This window comes from Mycolicibacterium novocastrense, assembly GCF_001499835.1.
In the GTDB taxonomy this organism is placed as follows: Bacteria; Actinomycetota; Actinomycetes; order Mycobacteriales; family Mycobacteriaceae; genus Mycobacterium; species Mycobacterium novocastrense.
The window spans coordinates 391,610-413,439 of the sequence record NZ_LQIH01000001.1 but is presented as its reverse complement, the minus strand read 5'-3'; the positions used below and the strand labels follow the sequence as shown (position 1 = coordinate 413,439).

General features: G+C 67.7%; 21 protein-coding genes and 1 tRNA gene. 6 read left to right on the top strand and 16 right to left on the bottom strand.

Annotated elements, in window-relative coordinates:
- The first annotated feature begins 3 nt into the window (after window positions 1-3).
- Both AU072_RS02060 and AU072_RS02055 read left to right on the top strand, forming a co-directional pair.
- The gene (locus AU072_RS02060; protein ID WP_064412171.1) at window positions 4-963 is read left to right on the top strand and encodes a 1-phosphofructokinase family hexose kinase; all 960 of its coding nucleotides are present in this window, start codon (window positions 4-6) and stop codon (window positions 961-963) included.
- 286 nt (window positions 964-1,249) lie between these two features.
- Entirely contained in the window at window positions 1,250-2,995 is a 1,746-nt protein-coding gene (locus AU072_RS02055) for a GAF domain-containing sensor histidine kinase (RefSeq protein WP_165595584.1), read from the top strand.
- Window positions 2,996-3,032: 37 nt separating this feature from the next.
- Here the strand turns inward: AU072_RS02055 and AU072_RS02050 are convergent.
- Window positions 3,033-3,105, bottom strand: a tRNA-Arg gene (locus AU072_RS02050).
- A gap of 126 nt (window positions 3,106-3,231) precedes the next feature.
- On the opposite strand from AU072_RS02050, the gene AU072_RS02045 reads away from it, so the two are divergent.
- A complete protein-coding gene (locus tag AU072_RS02045) occupies window positions 3,232-5,193 on the top strand; it encodes a flavin-containing monooxygenase (RefSeq protein WP_064412170.1) in 1,962 nt (653 codons plus the stop codon).
- Here AU072_RS02045 and AU072_RS02040 read toward each other — a convergent pair.
- A complete protein-coding gene (locus tag AU072_RS02040) occupies window positions 5,188-6,006 on the bottom strand; it encodes an LLM class F420-dependent oxidoreductase (RefSeq protein WP_064412169.1) in 819 nt (272 codons plus the stop codon). The two genes, AU072_RS02045 and AU072_RS02040, sit on opposite strands and share 6 nt — an antisense overlap.
- 173 nt (window positions 6,007-6,179) lie before the next feature.
- Here AU072_RS02040 and AU072_RS02035 point away from each other — a divergent pair, with 173 nt between their 5' ends.
- A complete protein-coding gene (locus AU072_RS02035; protein ID WP_064412168.1) occupies window positions 6,180-7,280 on the top strand; it encodes a glutamate--cysteine ligase 2 in 1,101 nt (366 codons plus the stop codon).
- On the opposite strand, the gene AU072_RS02030 is transcribed toward AU072_RS02035, so the two are convergent.
- The 11 genes from AU072_RS02030 to AU072_RS01980 all read right to left on the bottom strand — a co-directional run bounded on the left by AU072_RS02030 (window position 7,277) and on the right by AU072_RS01980 (window position 16,347).
- Window positions 7,277-7,999 carry an anti-sigma factor gene (locus tag AU072_RS02030; RefSeq protein WP_064412167.1) on the bottom strand — a complete coding sequence of 241 codons (723 nt, stop codon included), beginning with the start codon at window positions 7,997-7,999 and terminating at the stop codon, window positions 7,277-7,279. The genes AU072_RS02035 and AU072_RS02030 overlap by 4 nt on opposite strands.
- Window positions 7,996-8,577, bottom strand: coding sequence for a sigma-70 family RNA polymerase sigma factor (locus tag AU072_RS02025; RefSeq protein WP_064412166.1), 582 nt, complete (start codon window positions 8,575-8,577; stop codon window positions 7,996-7,998). Before AU072_RS02025 ends, AU072_RS02030 begins: the two co-directional genes overlap by 4 nt.
- Window positions 8,574-9,347, bottom strand: a complete 774-nt coding sequence (locus AU072_RS02020; RefSeq protein ID WP_064412165.1) for a DUF1365 domain-containing protein — start codon at window positions 9,345-9,347, stop codon at window positions 8,574-8,576. Before AU072_RS02020 ends, AU072_RS02025 begins: the two co-directional genes overlap by 4 nt.
- Before the next feature lie 39 nt (window positions 9,348-9,386).
- A complete protein-coding gene (locus AU072_RS02015; RefSeq protein WP_064412164.1) occupies window positions 9,387-10,448 on the bottom strand; it encodes a poly-gamma-glutamate hydrolase family protein in 1,062 nt (353 codons plus the stop codon).
- Window positions 10,448-11,674, bottom strand: coding sequence for an Nramp family divalent metal transporter (locus tag AU072_RS02010; RefSeq protein WP_064412163.1), 1,227 nt, complete (start codon window positions 11,672-11,674; stop codon window positions 10,448-10,450). Before AU072_RS02010 ends, AU072_RS02015 begins: the two co-directional genes overlap by 1 nt.
- A 76-nt stretch (window positions 11,675-11,750) precedes the next feature.
- Entirely contained in the window at window positions 11,751-11,993 is a 243-nt protein-coding gene (locus tag AU072_RS02005; RefSeq protein WP_064412162.1) for a hypothetical protein, read from the bottom strand.
- Window positions 11,994-12,082: 89 nt separating this feature from the next.
- Window positions 12,083-12,358 (bottom strand): hypothetical protein, encoded by a 276-nt coding sequence (locus tag AU072_RS02000; RefSeq protein WP_064412161.1) that lies wholly within the window; start codon window positions 12,356-12,358, stop codon window positions 12,083-12,085.
- A gap of 33 nt (window positions 12,359-12,391) precedes the next feature.
- The gene (locus tag AU072_RS01995) at window positions 12,392-13,468 is read right to left on the bottom strand and encodes an NAD(P)H-dependent amine dehydrogenase family protein (protein ID WP_064412160.1); all 1,077 of its coding nucleotides are present in this window, start codon (window positions 13,466-13,468) and stop codon (window positions 12,392-12,394) included.
- A gap of 10 nt (window positions 13,469-13,478) precedes the next feature.
- Complete coding sequence (locus tag AU072_RS01990) at window positions 13,479-14,270, bottom strand: SDR family oxidoreductase (protein WP_064412159.1); 792 nt, start codon at window positions 14,268-14,270, stop codon at window positions 13,479-13,481.
- A 185-nt stretch (window positions 14,271-14,455) separates the two neighbouring features.
- Complete coding sequence (gene ku / locus AU072_RS01985) at window positions 14,456-15,415, bottom strand: non-homologous end joining protein Ku (protein WP_064412158.1); 960 nt, start codon at window positions 15,413-15,415, stop codon at window positions 14,456-14,458.
- A complete protein-coding gene (locus tag AU072_RS01980) occupies window positions 15,415-16,347 on the bottom strand; it encodes a carbohydrate kinase family protein (RefSeq protein WP_064412157.1) in 933 nt (310 codons plus the stop codon). The genes ku and AU072_RS01980 overlap by 1 nt, the downstream gene beginning before the upstream one ends.
- Window positions 16,348-16,532: 185 nt before the next feature.
- Here AU072_RS01980 and AU072_RS01975 point away from each other — a divergent pair, with 185 nt between their 5' ends.
- Window positions 16,533-17,981: an HNH endonuclease signature motif containing protein gene (locus tag AU072_RS01975; RefSeq protein ID WP_407937579.1), complete on the top strand. Its 1,449-nt coding sequence runs from the start codon at window positions 16,533-16,535 to the stop codon at window positions 17,979-17,981.
- A 40-nt stretch (window positions 17,982-18,021) separates the two neighbouring features.
- Here AU072_RS01975 and AU072_RS01970 read toward each other — a convergent pair whose 3' ends face one another.
- A complete protein-coding gene (locus AU072_RS01970) occupies window positions 18,022-18,279 on the bottom strand; it encodes a hypothetical protein (protein WP_328586861.1) in 258 nt (85 codons plus the stop codon).
- 34 nt (window positions 18,280-18,313) lie between these two features.
- Between AU072_RS01970 and AU072_RS01965 the strand changes: the two genes are divergently transcribed.
- Window positions 18,314-20,605 (top strand): ATP-dependent DNA ligase, encoded by a 2,292-nt coding sequence (locus AU072_RS01965; RefSeq protein ID WP_064412155.1) that lies wholly within the window; start codon window positions 18,314-18,316, stop codon window positions 20,603-20,605.
- On the opposite strand, the gene rnhA is transcribed toward AU072_RS01965, so the two are convergent.
- Both rnhA and AU072_RS01955 read right to left on the bottom strand, forming a co-directional pair.
- Window positions 20,606-21,067, bottom strand: a complete 462-nt coding sequence (gene rnhA / locus AU072_RS01960) for a ribonuclease HI (RefSeq protein ID WP_064412154.1) — start codon at window positions 21,065-21,067, stop codon at window positions 20,606-20,608.
- A gap of 35 nt (window positions 21,068-21,102) precedes the next feature.
- Entirely contained in the window at window positions 21,103-21,741 is a 639-nt protein-coding gene (locus AU072_RS01955) for a hypothetical protein (RefSeq protein ID WP_064412337.1), read from the bottom strand.
- Window positions 21,742-21,830: the final 89 nt, after the last annotated feature.

Genomic DNA, 21,830 nt, shown 5'->3' with positions numbered 1-21,830 from the left:
CCGATGATCGTCACCCTGGCGATGAACCCGGCACTGGACGTGACCATCGATGCCGACATCGTGCGCCACACCGACAAGGTCCGGTGTGAAGGAGCCCGGTACGACCCGGGCGGCGGTGGTGTCAACGTGGCGCGCTTCGTTCGGGCGCTCGGCGAGTCGGTGACGGCGGTCTATCCCGCGGGAGGACCGACGGGTGCAATGGTTTCAGAACTGGTCGACCAGGCCGACGTCCCGGCACGACGCGTCCCGATCGCGAACGCTACGCGGGAGAGCTTCACGGTCAACGAACGCAGTACCGGAAACCAGTTCCGGTTCGTGTTCCCCGGCCCGCGGCTCGACCCTGGCGAGCAGGATCGGTGCCTGGATGAGTTGGCATCGGCGGCGGCGTCGGCGGAATTCGTCGTCGCCAGCGGCAGCCTCCCACCTGGTGTGCCTGCCGACTTCTTCGAGCGGGTCGCAGGCCTCTGCCGAGAGCTCGGTGTCCTGCTGATCCTCGACACGTGGGGCGGGGGACTGCGTCACGTGAAGTCGGGAGTGTTCGTGATGAAGCCCAGCGTGCGTGAACTCCGTGAATGTGTGGGCCTTCCGCTCGAGACCGAATCCGAACAGTTGGCGGCGGCTCAGGGCCTCATCGAGAACGGAGTCACACAGGCGGTCGTGGTTTCGCTGGGCGCGGAGGGAGCGCTGCTGGTGACACCTCATGACGGCTATCGGTTCCCACCCCTGCCCGTTCAGGCGGTCAGCAGCGTGGGGGCGGGTGATGCGATGGTCGCGGGTATGACGGTTGGCTTGACCCGGGCCTGGCCGCTCGTCGAGTCGGTGCGGTTCGGCATCGCCGCCGCAACCGCCAAGCTGCTGATGCCCGGAACGGCGGCCTGCACCCGCGCCGACGTCGAGCGGTTCTTCGAGGTAGTGCCCGAGCCCCTCCAGATCAGCGGTGAGAGCGAAGCGGTCCGCGACTGAATATCGGGGTGTTGTCCATCGCCGCGCGATGAATACCCCTGGCGTCAGCGAACATTCGCGCACCGGGGTAGCCGAGGCGCAGCCGGGTGTGGTCCGCGACGGTGGTGAAACCCGCCAAATGATGCCGTCGGCTCCGGCAGGTGCCCGCTCCAGCGGCGCCGGCGTCACCGAGCTTGGTCGGTATCGCGGGAACTTTCGTCTCTTCGCCGACCGCTACGCGGCTTGAAGCTTCACCACCAAGTTTGCGTGCGATCCACGCCGGACGCGTAGCATCGGCCCCTGCGGGATGGTGATCGTCGAACAGGAGCGGAACGGCAGAGCGGTGACCGACAGAGACCGGTCCGGGAGCGACGCCGGCGAGCGTCCGCTCCGGGACACCTTGTCCCAGTTGCGACTTCGCGAGTTGCTCTCGGAAGTCCAGGACCGCGTCGAGGAGATCGTCGAAGGACGCGATCGCCTCGAGGGGTTACTCGACGCCATGCTCGTCGTGACGTCCGGGCTGGAACTCGACCAGACACTCAAGACGATCGTTCACACCGCAATCGAGCTGGTCGACGCCCGTTACGGGGCGCTGGGCGTGCGCGGGCGTGGCCACGACCTCGTCGAGTTCGTCTACGAGGGCATCGATGACGAAACGCGGGCGGCGATCGGCCACCTGCCGGAGGGGCGCGGCGTCCTCGGGCTCCTTCTCGACGACCCGAAGACGATTCGGCTCGACAACATCGCGCACCACGCCGTGTCCGTTGGATTTCCGCCGAACCATCCCCCGATGGTCACCTTCCTCGGCGTGCCGATCCGAATCCGCGACGAGGTCTTCGGCAACCTCTACCTGACCGAGAAGGCGGGTGGGCAGCCGTTCAGCGAGGACGACGAGGTCCTCGTCCAGGCGCTCGCCGCGGCCGCCGGGATCGCCATCGAGAACGCCCGGCTCTACCAGCAGGCCAAGGACCGGCAGTCGTGGATCGAGGCCACCCGCGACATCGGCACCGAGCTGCTCTCGGGCGCCGATCCGGCAAGGGTGTTCCGGTTGGTCGCCGAGAAATCACGTCAGCTCAGCGGAGCCACTCTGACCGCGGTGTTCGTTCCGGAGGACAGCGATTTGCCGCCGATGGAAGCGACCGAGCTCGTCGTCGCGGCGGCCGCGGGGGAGACCGCCCTGGATGTGGAGTCGGTTCCTGTCGTAGGCAGCCCCGTTGGTGACGCGTTCACTGGGCGCACGCCGATGCGGTTCGACGGTCTGGGCCTCGGTGCGGGTGAAGGCGGAACGGGCCCCGCGCTCCTGTTACCGCTGCGCGCAGTCGATGACGTCGCGGGAGTTCTGGTTGCCCTCCGGCCCGTCGGGGCGCCGCCCTTCAGCGACGAGAACATGGACATGATGGCCGCGTTCGCCGATCAGGCGGCCTTGGCATGGCAGTCGGCGAGCACGCAACGGCAGATGCGAGAACTCGACATACTGACCGACCGGGACCGCATTGCCCGCGATCTGCACGACCATGTCATCCAGCGACTGTTCGCCGTCGGGCTGGCGTTGCAGGGGACGATCCCGCGGGCGCGCACCCCGGAGGTGCAGGAGCGGCTCACCGGCTGCGTCGACGACCTCCAGGAAGTCATCCAAGAGATCCGGACGGCGATTTTCGACCTGCACAACTCGCGACCGGGCGTCACCCTCCGACAGCGGCTCGACGAGGCGATCGATCAGTTCGCCGACCCGAACATGCGCACCACGACGAAATTCTCGGGTCCGCTGTCGGTCGTCAACGACAAACTCGCCGAGCACGCGGAAGCGGTGGTGCGCGAGGCGGTCAGCAACGCCGTGCGGCACGCGGACGCCACCGCGTTGCAGATCGGCGTGACCGTCGCAGACGATCTGCGTATCGAGGTCGTCGACAACGGTTGTGGTATCGCCGCCGACGTGACGCCCAGCGGGTTGGCCAACCTGCGCGCCCGCGCCGAGGAGGTTTGTGGGCGGCTCACCGTCGAGGGCGCCCCGGGCGGCGGAACCATCCTGACGTGGTCTGCACCGCTGACCTGACGGTCGAATACCACCTCTGAGCTGCGAAAATACAAAGTGCCCCCGGCAGGATTCGAACCTGCGACACCGGCTTTAGGAGAGCCGTGCTCTATCCCCTGAGCTACGAGGGCGGACCGCTGGGAGCTTACCGGCTGACCGACGGCCGCGAATCAAACGTCACTGCCGGAGTCCGGCGTCGATTACGCTACTGTAAGTTCCGTAATTGCATGCGGCCGTCGCGGTCAGGAGGAGGTCTCGTGCGCAGTCGCTACGCGGGCACGCCGTTCACAACGCCCACCGCAGAGATCCAGCGGGCGCTCGAAGACGTCAGCGTCCCGACGCTGTTGCTCAGCCTCGTGCACATCACCGGCGACACCCGCTTCATCCGCGACTACGCCCAGGCCGGGTTGTTCCTCAACGAGGTCCAGGGCTTCATGTCCGAAGAGGACAAGGCCCGTGCGCGGGCCGAGGCGCTGGAGGTGATCACCGCCTACCGCGACCGCGGCTGCCCCGAACCCGCACCGCTGAGCGCCTCCGTCGTCAAACAGATGATGGATTGGGCCGCATGCGAATCCGTCGGCGAGGAGTACCTGCCGCTGCTTACCGAGGAACTCGACCTCGACGGCGCCGATCCGCGCAAGCCCGAACCCATCGATCCGGACGCGGCGGCAACGCTACCCGTGCTCGTCATCGGCTGCGGTGAGTCCGGACTGCTCGCCGCCATCCGGCTCAAGCAGGCCGGTCTGCCGTTCACCGTGGTGGAGAAGAACGCCGGTCCCGGCGGAACCTGGTGGGAGAACAGCTATCCGGGGGCCCGTGTCGACGTGGCCAACCACTTCTACTGCTACAGCTTCGAACCCAGCAACAACTGGAGCCACTACTTCGCCGAGCAACCGGAGCTGCGGCAGTACTTCGTCGACGTGATGGACAAACACGGTATCGGCGAACACGTGCGGTGGGAGACCGAGGTGGTCTCGGCCGAATGGGACGACGCGTCGGGTACCTGGACCGTCGCCCTGCGCGCCAAGAACGGCCGTGTCTCGAGGGTCACCGTCCGCGCGATCATCAGCGCGGTCGGCCAACTCAACCGGCCGCAGGTGCCCGACATCGAGGGAGCGGACACGTTCGGCGGCCCCGCCTTTCACTCCGCCGCGTGGAACCACGGCGTCGACGTCACCGGCCGGCGTGTCGCGCTGATCGGCGCCGGGGCAAGCGGATTCCAGATCGCGCCCGCGATCGCCGACCGGGTCGAGCATCTCGACGTCTACCAGCGCACCGCCCAGTGGATGTTCCCGAATCCGATGTACCACAAGGAAGTCGGCGACGGCACCCGCTGGGCGATGGAACATCTGCCGTTCTACAGCCGCTGGTACCGCTTCCTGTTGTTGTGGCCGGGCGCCGACAAGGGTCTGGACGCCGCACGCGTCGATCCCGCCTATCAACAAGGTGATTACGCGGTCAGCGACATGAACGCCGCCGCGAGGATCATGTTCACCGACTGGATCACCACCCAGGTCGAGGGCGACGAAGAACTGCTCGCCAAGGTCCTGCCCGACTACCCCGCGACGGGTAAACGCACGCTGCAGGACGACGGCACCTGGTTGCGTACCCTGCGCCGCGACAATGTCGAGTTGGTCCGCACGCCGATCGAGCGGATCACGCCGACGGGCGTGGTGACCGCAGACGGCCGCGAACGGCGCGCCGATGTCATCGTGTACGCCACGGGTTTTCGCGCCACCGAGGTGCTGTGGCCGCTGCGGATCACCGGCCGCGACGGCGACGGCAACCCGATCGATCTGCGCGACGTCTGGGGGGACCGGCCGTACGCGTACCGAGGGATCATGGTTCCGGGCTTCCCGAACTTCTTCCTCACCTACGGCCCCGGCACGCATTTGGCGCACGGCGGCAGCCTCATCTTCAATTCCGAATTGCAGATGCGCTACATCGGCCAGTGCCTGCGCGCCCTGGCCGACGGGTTGCACTCGATCGAACCGAAGGCCGACGCCACCGACGACTGGCGCCGCCGGTCACAGGAGGCGATCAAGCTGACGGTCTGGGCGCACCCGTCGATCAAGCATTCCTATTTCAAGAACGCCCGCGGCGAGATCCACACCGTCAGCCCCTGGAAGCTCTACGAATACCACGACGCGGTGCGGGAACCGGAGTGGTCGGACTTCGTGGTGCGGTCGGCCGATACCGCTGCGGCGCAACCGTTATAGCTCGGCGATTACCTTGGCGAACGGCTCGGCATGCAGCTGCTGGACCGTGATGTAGCTGATCCCATACGTCTCGCGGTAACCGCGCAGTGTGTCGGCGATCTCGCTCGTCGACCCCGACAGCACCGCGGGAGTCGCCAGCAGTTCCTTTTCTGACAGATGGGGCAGGAATCGCCGGGTGATCGACAGATCGGGCTCACCGGAATCGTCGGTCGGCATGGCCGTGACGGCGAGGTTGAGCTCGAGGTCGTCGAACCGGTCGCCGGCCGCTTGGCGAACGAATCCGATGCGGTCGGCGAGCGGATCGGAGGTCGCGGTGATCGGGGCGCCGCCCGTCAGCCCGATGATGTCGGCGCGCTGCGCGGCCAGCGTCAACAGCTTGTCACCGTTGCCCGCGATGAGGATCGGCACATCGGGTGCGTGCTCGGTCATGTGCTCGGTGACGTGGCGCAGCCAGTCCACGCGCTGGCCGGCCGTGGGATACGGCAGCTCGGCTTGTTCGAACTCCTCCTTGACATAGCCGGCGCCCAGGCCGAGGTCGAAGCGCCCGCCGCTGAGGTCACGCAGTGTGGTCACCTCGCGCGCGAGCAGTGCGGGCCGGTAGAAGCCGGCGTTGAGCACGAACGTGCCCACGCGGAGCCGCTCGGTCGCCATCGCCATCGCCGTCATCATCGGGAACGGCGCGGTGGTGTAGAGGTGGTCGGCGACGTGGACGATGTCGTAGCCCATGTCTTCGGCGCGGCGCGCCCACTCCTGCACCGACTTCTGACGGCGCGCGGCCTGCAGTCCGACGCCGAACCGGAACGGTTTGGTCACGGATCGATCGTAGGAGGGTCGCAGGTCGACAAAGGAATGTTTGGCGCACACACGCTCGGGGCAATAAATCTCACGCCGACTCCGACCTCCCGGAGTCCCACTAGCCGAAGGACTTGTTGCCCCGATCCGGCCCGTCGTGAACCATCCGACGGGCCGGATCAATATTTCTGCCCATGGCCACGCACCCCACGATCGGCGTCGAAGAAGAGTTCCTGCTCGTTGACCCCACGAGCGGGGAACCGGTCGCGCTCAACGAGGCCGTCGCCCGCGAGGCCGCCGACCGTGGGGTGAAACTGCAACTCGAACTGACCACCTGCCAGGTCGAGACCACCAGCGAAGTGGTCGGCTCGACCCGCGAACTGCGCGACCAACTGCTGCGGCTGCGCCGGCTCTCCGCCGAGGCCGCGGACGCCGCCGGCGCACGGCTGCTGGCGGTCGGGCTGCCGCCCACGCTTCCGCGGGAGTTTCCGATCACCGACACCCCGCGGTACCGGGAGATCGGCGAGAAGTTCGGCATGATCGCTCACGAGCAGGGGATCTGCGGCTGCCACGTGCACGTGGCGGTGCCCAGCCGCGAAGCCGCGATCCGCGTCAGCAACCGGCTGCGACCATGGCTGCCCACCCTGCTGGCGTTGAGCGCGAACTCGGCGATCTACCGCAACTCCGACACCGGCTACGCCAGCTGGCGCAGCGTGCTGTGGGCGCGGTGGCCCAGTGCGGGCCCACCGCCGCACTTCGACTCCGTCGACGAGTACGACGCCGTCGTGACGATGCTGCAACAGGCCGGCGCGATGCGTGACGACGGCATGGTCTATTGGGACGTGCGCCCGTCGAAGAACTTCCCGACGATCGAGGTGCGCGTCGCCGACGTGCCCGCGACGGTGGCCGAGACCGTGCTGCTGGCCGCGTTGACCCGGGCCGCGGTGATGACGGCGTTGCAGGACGAGCGGCGCGGCGAGCCCACGCCGCCGCTCGCCGCGCATGCGCTCAAGGCCGCGTACTGGAAGTCCGCGCGCGACGGCCTCGACGGCGATGCGGTCGACTTGCTGGAGAGCCACCAACGCGTGCCCGCCCGCGAGTTGCTGGACCGCCTCGTCGAGCACGTACGGCCTGCGCTCGAAGCCGTGGGTGACTACGACCTGGTGTTCGACGAGTTGCGCCGCGTCACCGAACACGGCAACGGCGCCATCCGGCAGCGGCGGGCGTGGCAGCGCCGCCGGGACGTGCGCGATGTCCTGGCGGAGGCGGCCGAGGCGACGATGGCGGGCACCTAGGCCAGGGGCAGCTCGGCGAACGGCGCGCTGGTCGGCTCCGCCGAACCGCCCGGCGGTTCGATGGTGAAGGCCAGCGTGCTCGAGTCGCCGAGGTCGGGCAGCACGGCGGTGGTCGACGGGGCAACGGCCTGCGCGTCCATGGTGCCCGCGGGATGCGGGCCCTCGGCGTCGACGAGCCACATCTGGTAGACGGTGCCGGGTTGCGGCGGGGTGACGTTGTTCATCACCAGCACCCCGGCATCCTTCTCGCGGGAGAACACCACGGTCGCGGTGCCGCCGCCCGGAATCTCGCCCGAGACGGTGCGCACATCGGGCGCTGCGAACACCTGCTCGGCGGTCGAGGGTGTGTCGGCCGGTCGCAGCGCGAGACCGACGCCCAGGGCGCCCGCGCCGACCACGACCACGGCGGCAGCGGCCAACGCGGCCTTCTGCCAGCGCGTCGGCCGCGGCCGCAACTGGCGTACCGGCTCGACTCGCTCGCCACCGATCTCGGCCAGCAGGCGCTCGCGAAGCTGCGGGGGCGGTTCGGTCGCGGTGGCGGCCGACACCACCGCCATGGCCTCGCGGACGTTGCGCACCTCCTCGGCGAACGCCTGCGCGACGGCGGGCGGAGCGGCCGCGAGGCGGCGGTCGACCTCCTCGCGTTCGGAGTCGGAGATCGCGTCCAGGGCGTAGGGCGCCGCGAGGGCGCCGAGGTCGGAATCCATGGGCTCGGTCATGCCATCCCCAAGCACTTGCGGAGACCGCGGAGGCCGTCGCGCATCCGCGATTTGATCGTGGCGAGATTCGCCGACAGTCGTTCGGAGACCTGGGCGTAGGTCAGCCCGTCGTAGTAAGCCAGCTGGATGCACTCCCGCTGGACGTCCGTGAGCGATCCCAGGCAGTTGGCGACCTGGCGGCGCTCGTCGCGCATGATCACCGAGTCGACGACGTGATCGGCGGGCGCTTCGACGGTGGTCGCGCCGTAGCGGTCCTCCCGCTGCGTCGCCGCCTGCTCGGACCGCACCCGGTCGACCGCGCGGCGGTGTGCGAGTGTCATCAGCCACGCCAGCGGGGAACCCGCCGAGGGGTCGTAACTTCCCGCGGTGCGCCACACCTGCAGGTAGACCTCCTGCGTCGTCTCCTCGCTGTACCCGGGATCGCGCAGCACCCGGGTCACCAGGCCGTACACCCGCGCACGGGTGCGATCGTAGAAGGTGGCGAAAGCCTCGACGTCCTCCTCGGCAACCTGGCGAAGCAGTTCGTCGAGGTCCGTGGTCACCAGCGGTAGCCTAGCCACCCGCGTGGACACCGTCATGAATATCGCGATCTGGCCACGTTGCCGGCGAAAACCTCTGTCGGAGCGACGGTTTCGCCCACCACTTCGGTATCGCGTACCACGGGCACCCGCCGCAGCCACAGCGTGAGGTGCTGGAGCCGGTACTCCAGCGCGGTCATCAGCGGCGCGAGCGGGGCCTTCGCCTGCATCAGCAGCACCTCGGCGACGCCCGCGTGCCTGCGTGTGCCACGCACGGTGGCAATGAATGCCGGGCCGTTGCCGCGGTGCAGGGATACGGTCACGTTCACCTCGTCGTCGGGGTGCGGCGCGCGCACCAAGTAGTGGCCGTCGGCGCCGTTGAACGGCGACACCCGCAGCTTCTTCGGTGCCATCGACGTCCCGTCGGGGCTCGGCGGCAGCAGGTACGCATGGCGTTCACCGCGGCGGTTGTGCATCTCCATGACGATGTGGCGTACGACGCCCGCCGAGTCGTGGCACCAGTACAGCGTCACCGGGTTGAACGCGTAGCCGGCCACCCGGGCCTGCAGCAGCGCGGTGACCCGCCCGCCGCCCAGGTCGACGCCGCGGTTTAACAGGAACGCGTCGATGCGCTGCCGCAGCGAGTCCCCCGGCGCACCGTCGAGGTGGTCGCGGGCGTCGAAGCGCGCGAAGGGACGCAGCCACCACGGCACCCTGGGGAGCCGGTCGACGTCGACCAGCCAGCTGTATCCGTGATGCTCGAAATGGTGGTACACCGGCGCACGACGCAGGTGCGCCGTCCGGGTGCGGTACAGGTACGAGCCATCCACATAGCGGTATTCGGAGCCACACGCGAGGCGGATGGGTGCTCAGGTGGAGCGGAGTTCCCAGGAATGTGCGGTGGCGACGAGCCCGTGGATCAGCGCGGAGGTCGCGGGGGTCAGGCCGTCGTCACCCGGTAGCTGGCTGCGCGGGCTGATGCCGCGCACCCTCGGCGTCAACTCGAGTTGCGCGCCACCTCCGCGGACGCGGTTGACGGGATTGTCGGGGTGCAGCCCCCGCAGTTCCCGCGGGATCGCGTCGAGATCGGTGATGACTTGATAGCCGGGCACTTCGACCTGTTTGGCGAGGTGCTCGGCGAGTGCGCTGTTGCGGCCGCCGGCGAGCAACTGTGTGCTGCGACCGATGCGGCCGTACCCGTGCAGTGACACGGCGACGTCGACGTGGTCGAGGAACTCCGCGAGGCGCACGGACTCCCGCGCCAGGTACATCGCCGAGGGCAGATGGTGCGGATAGTGGTCGGGATGGCGCACCGTGTACAGCGAGGCGCCCGCGGCGTCGGCGGCACGTTCGGCGATCACATCGGTCATCTGCTCGAGGCCGCCGCCGTGGATGGCCAGAAACCCGAAGCGCGAGCGCAGGATTCGGTCCTCGACGATGCCCGGCTGCGCCAGGAGCTCCGAAAGCGACTGCGGGGCAGGGATATCCGATTGGCCGGAGCGCCCCGGCCAGTGCGCCGGATCCCACCGCTTGAGGAAATCGACCCAGCGGGGTGGCAGGCCGTGGTGCAGGGCGCCGTCGATGATGCGCTCGAGGTAACCCGGTCGCGGCGGGCCTGGTTCGACGCGATGGTCGATGTACACCCATGCCTCGGCGGGCCCGTCGTCGGTGTGCACGGTGAGCCGGTCGCGGCGGTAACGCACCGGAACGCCTTCGGCGCTGTCGAGCACCGCCAGATCGCGGTCGTTGAGTTGCCACAGCACGCCGTGCACTTCGGAGCCGTGGAACGGTTCGACCGTGGCGACACCGCGCTCGTTGATCAGCCAGTCGTGGTCGGTCAGCATCGCCGGCCGCGGGTGGGCCGCGTCGGGACACCGCAACGCCATCTGCGCGACGTTGAGGTTCGAGCCGTAGGCGAAGTAGGCGTGCATCAACCCGTCAGCGTCAGGTAGATCAACACCACGTTCAAAAGAGTAATCAGGCCGGCGATCACCCACCCGACAGCCGTCGTCACCCGGTGGTTGACGTCGTCGCCCATCAGGGTCCGGTCGCTGGTCAGCCGCACGAGCGGGATCAGCGCGAACGGTATCCCGAACGACAGCACCACCTGCGACAACACCAGCGCCCGGCTGGGATCCAGGCCGATCGCCAGAACCGCCAGCGCGGGCAACAGCGTGATGAGGCGGCGCAGCACCAGCGGAACGGAGCGGTGCAGCAGGCCCTGCATGATCATCGCTCCGGCGTACGCGCCGACCGACGACGACGCCAACCCGGAGGCGAGCAGGCCGATCGCGAACAGCAGCGCGATCGTCGGCCCCAGGGTCTCGCCGACCGCGGCGTGCGCGCCCTCGATCGAATCGGTGTTGGCCTGACCCCGCAGGTTCGTCGCGGCGACCAACACCATCGACAGGTTGACCGCGCCGGCGATCACCATCGCGATGCCGACGTCCCAGCGCGTGACGCGCAGCAGCAACCGCCGCATCGGCCCGGGTTCGGGGTGGCCGTGCCGGTCCCGGGCCAGCCCCGAATGCAGATACACCGCGTGCGGCATCACGGTCGCGCCCAGCATCGCCGCCGCGATCAGCACGCTCTCGGTGCCCGCGAATCTGGGCACCAGCCCCGTCGCCGCCTCGTCGAGCGGAGGAGGAGCGACGAACAGGCTGGCGAGGAAGCCGACCGCGATGACCGCCAGGAGCCCGGTGATGACACGTTCGAACGAGTTCTGGCCGTGACGGTCTTTGACCATCAGCAGAACCAGCGAGACGACGCCGGTGATGATGCCGCCGGTGAGCAGCGGGAGGTCGAACAGCAGGTACAGCGCGATCGCACCACCGACGACCTCAGCGAGATCGGTTGCCATCGCGACCATTTCGGCTTGCAGCCAGTAGGTCAGCCGGGTACGGCGGCGCATCCGGCCACCGACCGCCTCCGGCAACGACATGCCGGTCACCAGGCCGAGCTTGGCCGAGAGGTACTGCACGATGCAGGCCATCGCGTTGGCCGCCACGATCACCCAGATCAGCAGGAAGCCGAACTGGGCGCCGGCGCTGACGTTGGCGGCGACGTTGCCGGGGTCGACGTAGGCGATGGCAGCCACGAACGCCGGTCCGAGCAGCAGCCAATTGCGGCGCGCCTTCACCTCGGTGCCCTGGCCCACCCCACCCCTCTCTATCCGGAACCGCGAATAGAAAAGTTAGGGTAGCCGAAACCCCGGGCTTCAGTGGCGGGTGGGGCTACTTGTGCCCGCCGCCGAGCCCGATGATGAGGCCGCCGCCCCATGGCCAGCCCCAGTACGGGCTGGTCTGCACCGACGGTGACGTGACGATCTGCGAGCTTCCGTTGGTCTGGCACTGCGTGGTGTTGGGACCGATGTTGGTGCACTGCGGCGCGGCGCCGGCGACGGGTGCGACGAGAGTCAGCACACCGATGATGCCCGCCGCGAGAGCCGCTGTGAGATAACGGAATCGGGCCTTCATGATCGGCCTCCTCGGCCAGGGGCACTTCTGGTCAGCGGTCACGCAAATAGCGAGCGCTGCGAAAAACGTTGTGAGTCAGTCCCGCACGATCACGGGAAGAAGAAGCCGTCGCCCTCCCACATGCTGCCCCAAGGGCCGACATACTCCTGTTCGGCGGGAGTCGCGTTGATGGAGACGTTGCCCGGCGTCACGCACTCGGTGGTGGATCCGCCGATGGCTTGGGCGCCGCCGGTGTCGACGCACTGCGGCAGGGTCGGGTTCGGGTTCGGAGCCGGTTCGGCAACGGCCGGCGCGGCCGCAGCGAGCGCCGCGACGATACCGCCGGCAGCGATCACCGGTGCGAGATGACGAAGTGTGGTCCGCATAGGCACGTCCTCGATTCTGATCGACCCCCGGCTTTAACGCACAGCGTACAACCCTTTTCCGGTGATCAGCGGCAAGTCGAGTGTGGTGCGGATACCCGGCGGCGCGGCCACGACCGCGGGGATCGCGTTGACGACGCGGGCGGCCGTCGCGACGAGTCCGGCATGGTTGTGGTCACCGTTTGGGCTGCTCAGACACAGGTCCACCGTGTACGACGGTTCGCCGGTGATCTCGATGCGGTACGAGCCACCTTCCTGGGCGGGCTGCGGCCAGTCCGGGTGCAGGTCGTCGCGTAGCCGGGTGACATGTTCGAGCACGACGGCAACCTTGCCGTCCTTGATGCCCTGGACCTCGAAGCGCAGCGCCGCCGCGGTGCCCTTGGCGATGTGGCCCGAGGCGATGTCGAAATCCTCGGGAGCCGGTTCGCGTACATAGGTTTCGGACACCTTGTCGAGTTCGATGCCAAGCCCCGCCGCCAGCTGCCTCACCACCGATCCCCAGGCCAGGCTCAGGACGCCGGGCTGCAACAGCATCGGGATCTCGTCGAGCGGCTTGCCGAAGCCCATCACGTCGAACATCACCGTCGCGCTGTCATAGGTGTCGTAGTTGATGATCTCCATGCACCGGATCTGCTCGATGCTCTGACAGGTTCCGGCGAGCGCGAGCGGAAGCAGGTCGTTGGCGAAGCCGGGGTCGATGCCATTGACGAACACGCTCGATCCGCCCGCCTGCGTGGCTTCCTCGATCGGCTTGACGAGTTCGGCGGGCAGCACCTCCCACGGGTACTGCAGGAAGACCGCGCTGCTGCCGACGACGTTGACGCCGGCAGCCAGGATGCGTCGGTAGTCCTCGAGCGCCTCGGGCAGTCGGTTGTCGGCCATCGCGGTGTAGACCGCGCACTCGGGGTTGGTCGCCAAAACCGCGTCGAGGTCCGTCGTGGCGGTGATGCCCGTCGAAACACCAAGGCCGGCAAGCTCACCCGCGTCCTTGCCGGCCTTGGCCTCCGACGACACCCAGACGGCGGTGAGCTCGTACTGCGGATCGTTGATGAGTTGTGTCAGCGCGTGCCTGCCGACGTTGCCGGTGCCGACCGCGGCCACCTTGATCGTCATGGAAGTCCTCTCACAGATCCGGGATAGGCATGTCGAGATTGGGCACCGTCAGACCGCCGTCGACCTCCAGCGTCTTACCGGTCAGGTAGCTGCCCGCGGGCGAGGCCAGATACACCGCCGCGGCGGCGATATCCTGCGGATCGCCGAGCCGGCGCATCGGGGTGGCCTGCTCCATCGGCTTACGCAGCTCGTCGTTGGAGGCCACGATGTCGAGCGCCGACGTGAGGATGGACCCCGGCGCGATCGCGTTGACCCGGATCCGCGGGCACAGGTCGAGCGCGGACAGGCGGGTGTAGTGGGCCAGCGCGGCCTTGGCCGTTCCGTAGGCGGCGAAACCCCGGCCGGCCAGCCGTCCCATCGTCGAGGTGATGTTGATGATGCTGCCGCCGCCGGAGTGCTCGAGCATCAGCGGAACCGCTGCGGTGGTGAGCGCGTGCGCGGTGGTCACGTTGAACGTGAACGCGTCGCGCAGGTCCTTGGTGGAGGTGTTCAGTAGTGCGTTCGGCATGGTGCCGCCGACGTTGTTGACGACGATGTCTAGTTTGCCGAACGCCTCGATCGCGGCACCGGCCAATGTGGCGGTGTCGGCGGGGTGGGCCAGGTCGGCGACCACGACGTGCGCCTTGCGACCGACGCCCTTGATCTGCTCGGCGACCTCTTCGAGTTGGGACTGTGTGCGGGCCGCGATCACTACGTCTGCACCGGCTTCGGCGAATGCGAGCGCCATCGCGGCGCCCAGGCCGCGACCGGCGCCGGTGACGACCGCGACCTGATCGTCGAGCCGGAATCTGTCAAGAATCACGTTTCGAATCCTTCCCTCGCCGGCGAACCGTAACAGGGCGCGGCGCCGTGCGTGAGGGGTTTCTGAAACACGTTCTACTTTTCGCGAGACGTACAACAGGGTGGTACTTCGACCGGATAGCACGACCCTGGTGTACGTCTCGCGAGAATCAAGGGCGACGGCGCCGAGCGGCTGGCGGCGACTGGCTATTTCTTGGCGGCGGACTTCTTCGCGGGAGACTTCTTGGCGGTCGATTTCTTCGCGGCCTTTTTGGCGGGTGTCTTCTTCGCGGCGGACTTCTTGGCGGCGCTCTTCTTCGCGGGCGCCTTCTTGGCCGGCTTATCGTCGTCGGAACTCTTTGAGCCGCCGCGACCCTCGCGTCGCGCCTTGACACTGGCTTCGAGCTTGGCCAGTAGATCGGAGACGTCCTCGGTCTCGTCGAGTTCCTGCGGCTGCTCCTCGGTGGTGAACGCTTCGCCGCCTTCGAGTTTCGCTTGGATCAGCTCGCGCAACTGCTCCTGGTAGTCGTCGTGGTAGCGGTCGGGGTTGAAGTCATCGGTCATCGAGTCGACGACCTGGGTGGCCATCTTGAGCTCGGCGGGCTTGATGTCAACTTCCTTGTCCAGCACCGGGAAATCGGGATCGCGGATCTCGTCGGGCCACAACAGCGTCTGGATCACCATGACGTCGCGCTTGCTGAAGTCCTGAACCCGCAGCGCCGCGAGCCGGGTCTTGTTGCGCAACGCGAAGTGCACGATCGCGACCCGGTCGGTCTCCTTGAGCGTCTTGGTCAGCAACACATACGACTTCGACGATTTGCCCTCCGGCTCGAGGAAGTAGCTGCGGTCATACATCATCGGGTCGATGTCGGCGGCCGGGACGAACTCCAGCACCTCGATCTCGCGGCTGCGTTCCTCGGGCAGCGTGGCGATGTCCTCGTCGGTGATGATCACCGTCTGGCCGTCGTCGGATTCGTAGGCCCGGGCGATGTCGCGGTACTCGACTTCCTCACCGTCGATTTCGCAGACGCGTTTGTACCGGATGCGCCCGTTGTCCTTCGCGTGCACCTGGTGGAACTTCACATCGTGGTCCTGCTGCGCGCTGTAGACCTTGACCGGGACGTTCACCAGGCCGAACGCGATCGAACCCTTCCATATGGAACGCATCACCCCAGTATGGCCGATTCCAGGGCCGCATCGCGGCTACGGCGATCGGGAAGGTCGGCGCCGGCGCGGGCGACCGTCAGCGCCGCCGACATCGCGGCGGTGCCTATGGCGGTCCTCAGGTCGGCCGTGCCGATCCGCGCCAGGTCACGGCGCTGCTGGGCGCCCAGCAGCCCCAACGCCCACAGCGCGTCGATCAGACCGCTCATGTACGCATCGCCCGCGCCCACGGTGTCGACGACGTCGACCTCGAACGCCGGCACGCGCACCAGACCTTGCGCACACAGTGCGAACGACCCCTGCCCGCCCATCGTCACCACGACGATCGACGGGCCCAGCGACAGCCACGTCTGTGCGATCTGCTCGGGCGGCCGGCCCGGATCGAGCCACCGCATGTCCTCATCGCTGGCCTTCACCACGTCGCAGCGCTCGATGAGCCGGTCGATGCGGGCGCGCGCGGCGTCGGCGTCCTCGATCAGCGCCGGCCGCACATTCGGATCGAACGTCACCGTGGCCGAGGGGTGGTAGGTGTCGACCAGTGCGGCGGTGGCACGGCATCCGGGTTCGAGCACCGCGGCGATCGAACCGGTGTGCATCACCAGCGGCGGCCCGGCTTCGGGTGTGCCGGTCAGTTGCCACTCGATGTCGAACTCGTAGTGTGCCGAGCCCTGCTCGTCGAGCGTGGCCAACGCCGTCGGGGTTCGGGTCGCATTCGTACTTCCCGTAACCAGTTGCGCCCCAGCATCTTTGACATAGTCGACGATGCGCCGACCACGCTCGTCGTCGCCGATGTGGGTGAGAAAGTCGACGCCGCGGCCCAGGCGGGCCAGTCCGACCGCCACGTTGAGCGGGCTCCCGCCGACGTGTTCACCCGTGACGCGCCCGCCTTGCTCGACGACGTCGATCAAGGCCTCCCCGATCACCAGGGCCCTCATGGCGCCTCCTCCGGGAATCTGCCTCGCGCGTCATCCGAACGCGGGCCGGCAGAGCCGTTGTTGGAAGCTCGAGGAAGGCTGAACCTCTTGTGTGACAACACTTTAAAGCAATCGACGAAGCTTCTTAGAGAATTCTTCGGAGATACGTCGCCAAGTCCTTAGAGTTCGCTCATATGTTCGATCGTATGAACTCCGAAGCGGTGCGAGCAGCGGTCGCCACGCTGCGCGCCGCGTTCGACGAACTGGCCGCGCTGCCCATCGACACGCTCCCGGCCACGGATTTGGTCGGCGTGCTCGACGAGCTCGAAACCCTCACCTGCCAGATGCCCGCGCAGAGCCACCGCCTGCTGGCGCGCTTGCAGGTCGAGAAGACCGCCAAGGAGATGGGCGCCAAGTCGTGGTGCGACGTTCTGTCCATCCGGTGGCGTATCTCTGCCAGCGAGGCGCGCCGCCGACTCGATGAGGCAGCATTGTTGGCGCCACGGCGCACACTGACCGGAGAACCACTCGAGCCGGTGCTGCCAGCGACCGCGATCGCCCAGGCGCACGGGTTCATCAACCGTGAACACGTCAAGGTCGTACGGGAGGCGATGGGCCGCATTCCGGCAGCGGTCGATTCCCTCACCCGGGCGCAGATCGAAGTCGACCTGGCCCGCTGCGCCGCCGGCGTTGGCCCAAAGGTATTGAAGGACAACGCCGACCGCATCCTGTTCTTGCTCGACCAGGACGGCCCCGAACCCGACGACAGGGAGCGCGCACGGCGCCGCGGGTTGTGGAAGGGGCCGCAGGGTCCCGACAAGATGATCCCGGTGAGGGCCACGCTGACTCCCGAAGCATGGGCGATATTCGAGGCCGTCTTCGCCAAGTGGGCCGCGCCGGGCATGTGCAACCCCGACGACGAGAATCCCTGTGTCTCCGGTACACCGACACAAGAGCAGATCGACCAGGACCACCGTAGTCTGGCTCAACGTCAGCACGATGCGTTGATCGCGATAGGGCGCAGCGTGCTGGAAAGCGGTGAATTGGGTCAGCACAACGGGTTACCGACTTCGGTCATCGTCCGCACCACCTTGGGAGAACTCGAGAGGCTTGCGGGCATTGGCGTCACCGGTGGCGGCACGGTCATCCCCATCGCCGACGTCATCCGCATGGGCACCCACGCCAACCACTACCTGGCGGTGTTCGACAAGGCCACCGGATCGGCGCTGGACTTGTTCCGAGCCCGCCGCGTGGCCTCGCCGGCCCAGCGAATCGTGCTCATCGCCCGCGACGGCGGCTGTACGAAGCCGGGGTGCACCGTGGCGGCGTACGGGTGCCAGGTTCATCACGCCGCCTGCGACTGGGGCAACGACGGGCAAACCAACGTCGACGAACTCGGCTTGGCGTGTGGGCCCGACAACCGCATGGTCGGCCCCGACGGCTGGACCACCCGGGTCAACGACACCAACGATGTCGAGTGGATACCGCCCCCGCACCTCGACACCGGACAAGCCCGTGTCAACGACTTCCACCGTCCGGAACGACTACACCGTCCACCGGATGGAGACCCCGAAGTGCCGGAAGTCGACGCTGAGGACCCGAGTTCGGCTTCGGCCAGCAGCGAGACACACGGGCCGGAACCCGATGCGGCCTGATGCAGCGGCGCCGCGACTGCTCGACCTCTCGGACGAGCAGTCACCCCACGACTTGTGGATTCCCCGGGTCCAGGCCGTCGGCCAGATTCGGGTCGAGTCCACTGGGCGAGTGGGTGAACTCCTGGTGCGCCGGCGGGCGGCAGTTGTTGTCCATCGGCGTCTGGTCGCCCGAGCAGTAGGGCACGAGATCCTGCGGATCCGCCGCGGCCTGCGGTGCCGCCAGCAGGGCGGCGGCCGCGATCAGCGCCGCTTGCAGACCCGCCGCCGCGACCAGCACCGCCGAGGAGATTCTCGCCACGGGTTCAACGTAGCAGCGGGTATACGTTCACACTGTGGATCGATTCGGCCGGGTGAAGCTGACGAACCCGGACAAGGTGCTGTACCCGGCAACGGGCGATCGGCCGAAGGCCGTCACAAAAGGTCAAGTGTTCGACTACTACGTCGGCATCGCCGAGGCCATGATCCCCCATATCGCGGGCCGCGCCGTGACCCGCAAGCGCTGGCCCAACGGCGTCGAGGAACCGTCGTTCTTCGAGAAACAACTCGCCTCGTCGGCACCGGACTGGCTGGAGCGCGCGTCGGTCACCCACCGCTCCGGGACGGCGACCTATCCGCTGATCAACACCGCCGAGGGCCTGGCGTGGATCGCGCAGCAGGCCGCACTCGAGGTGCACGTCCCGCAGTGGCGGTTCGTCTCCACGGACGACGGCCCGCCGACGCCCGGTCCCGCGACCCGCATCGTCTTCGACCTCGACCCCGGGGAGGGGGTGTCCTTCCGCCAGCTCTGCGAGGTCGCCCACGAGGTCCGCGGCCTCATCACCGACATCGGGTTGACCACCTTCCCGCTCACGAGCGGTAGCAAGGGATTGCACCTGTACGTCCCGCTCGAGGAGCCGATCAGCTCCCAGGGCGCATCGGTGCTCGCGCGGCGGATCGCACAACAGCTCGAGAAGACGATGCCCAAACGGGTGACCGCGACGATGACCAAGAGCGCGCGCACCGGCAAGGTCTTCGTTGACTGGAGCCAGAACAACGGCGCCAAGACGACGATCGCGCCGTATTCGCTTCGCGGACGCGAACATCCGACCGTTGCCGCACCGCGCACCTGGGACGAGATCGAAGACCCCAAACTACGACACCTGAACTTCGACGAGGTGCTTGACCGGGTGCAGGAGATGGGGGACCTGCTGGCACCGCTCGACGAGGCGGTGCCCGTACCGGACCGGCTGACCACCTATCGCAGCATGCGTGACGCGTCGAAAACCCCCGAGCCGGTGCCGAACAAGGCGCCCAAGACCGGAAACAACGACAAGTTCGTCATCCAGGAACACCACGCCCGCAGATTGCACTACGACCTGCGGCTCGAACGCGACGGCGTGCTCGTGAGCTGGGCGGTGCCCAAGAACCTGCCCGACACCCCGTCGGTCAACCACCTCGCCGTCCATACCGAGGACCATCCGCTGGAGTACCTGACCTTCCACGGCGAGATCCCCAAGGGGGAGTACGGCGGCGGCAAGATGATCATCTGGGACACCGGCACCTACGAGGCAGAGAAGTTCAACGACGTGCCGCCCGACAGCACCAAAGAGGGCGGCGAGGTCATCATCAACCTGCGCGGCGAGAAGGTCGACGGCCGCTACGCGTTGATCCAGACCGATGGCAAGAACTGGCTCGCGCATCGCATGAAGGACCAGAAGCGCCCGCACGCAGGCGATCTCGCGCCGATGCTGTCGACCGAGGGCTCGGTCGCCAGGCTCAAGGCGAGCCAGTGGGCGTTCGAGGGCAAATGGGACGGCTACCGCGTGATCGTCGACGCGGACCGGGGCAGGCTCACGGTCCGCTCCCGGCGTGGCCGCGACGTGACCGGTGAATTTCCCCAATTCGAGGCGGTGGCGGCCGATCTCGCCGACCACCATGTCATCCTCGACGGCGAGGCGGTCGCACTCGACGAGTCCGGTGTGCCCAGCTTCTCGGAGATGCAGAACCGCGCCCGCTCCACCCGGGTGGAGTTCTGGGCGTTCGACATCCTGCACCTCGACGGTCGCTCGCTGTTGCGCGCCAAGTACTCCGACCGGCGCCGAATACTCGAGGCACTGGCCGAGGGCGGCGGATTGATCGTGCCCGACCAGTTGCCCGGCGACGGCCCCGAGGCGATGGAGTACGCACGCAAGATGCGCTGGGAGGGCGTGGTCGCGAAGAAGCGCGACTCGACCTATCAGCCGGGCCGGCGGTCGAAGGCCTGGATCAAGGACAAAGTTTGGAACACACAGGAAGTCGTGATCGCGGGCTGGCGACAGGGTGAGGGCGGACGCTCGAGCGGCATCGGCTCGCTGATGCTCGGCATACCGGCAGACGGCGGGCTCCAGTTCGTGGGCCGCGTCGGCACGGGATTCACGGACAAGGCGTTGGCCGAACTGAAGAAGACCCTCAAACCGCTCGAGACCAAAGAGAGCCCGTTCAACGAACGGCTGCCGCGCCAGGACGCGAAGGGTGTGACGTTCGTGCGACCAGAACTGGTAGGCGAGGTGCGCTACAGCGAACGCACCTCCGATAACCGTCTACGCCAAGCGAGTTGGCGTGGGTTACGACCCGACAAGGAGCCCGGCGAGGTCGTGTGGGAGTAGTCAGGCCAGAGTAGTCCTGGCTTCGACCGCTTGGAGCATCCCCCGCGTCGCCAGCTGGTCGGCCAGCTCGTTGTCGGCCACCCCCGAGTGTCCCTTCACCCAGAACCATTCGACTCGGTGTCCCGCACACGCCAATTGGAGCCGCTGCCACAGATCGACGTTCTTCACCGGCTGCTTGGCGGCCGTCATCCAGCCGTTGCGCTCCCAGCCGAGCACCCACTTGGTGATGCCGTTGCGGACATAGGTGCTGTCGGTGAACAGGTGCACCACGACGGGCCGCGTCAAGGCCTCCAACGCCATGATCGGCGCAGTCAGCTCCATCCGGTTGTTGCTCGTCTGCGCCTCGCCGCCGCACATCTCCCGCACGTGGCCGCGCTGACGCAGCACCGCGCCCCAACCGCCGGGACCCGGATTGGGCCGGCAGCCGCCGTCGGTGTGAATGACGACCGGGTCCTGGCTCACCCGACGAGGATAAGCATCGAGCCCGAGACGTCGGCTCAGCGACGCGCGGGCGCCGAGATCATCGCCGTCCGGACCGACATCCCCAACTCCTGATGCCGCAGTGTGGTGATGCGGCGTCCGGGCTGCACCGCGTCCCTGACCGGCCCGGTGCGGTCACCGAAGAACGCCGCGGTCGCGTCCATGTCGGCGACGACGTAGGTGATCCCCCACAGCGTGGACGGTGCTTCGCTCGTGGTTCCCGGTGAGCCGACGACCTCGACGATCACCTCGCCGAACCGGAAGAAGATCTGCCGGATCGGCCTGCCGCCGAGTTCACCGTCGCGTTCCCGCCGCGGTGCGGCGCCGACCGCAGCGAGGGCCTGAACGGTCCGGTCCAGATCGGGGGAGAGCACCACGATGTGGTCGATCGCGGTGATCCCGTTCGCGTGCGTGGCCCCCGTCGCGAAAGCGGCATCCGACACCGTTGTCGGGATGCCGTCGACCTCGGAAAGCGCCTTCTCGCAGCGTAATCCGCGTAGCGACCATCCCACGATGCCGCTGCCCCCGTCGGAGCCCACCAACCGGATGCGCACGCCGCCCACTCGGCAGGTGGCATCCTCGTCGACCGTGAAGCCGGCTCGAGCCCAGGCCTCGGTCGAATCGGCGACCACGATTTCGTCGACGGTGACGGCGATCGATGACACCGTTGAAGTATGACTTTCGCCGGTCAGCGTCGGCACCGAACCCGTCGGCGGCATCCGCCGCAACACTCTGCCTCGTCGCC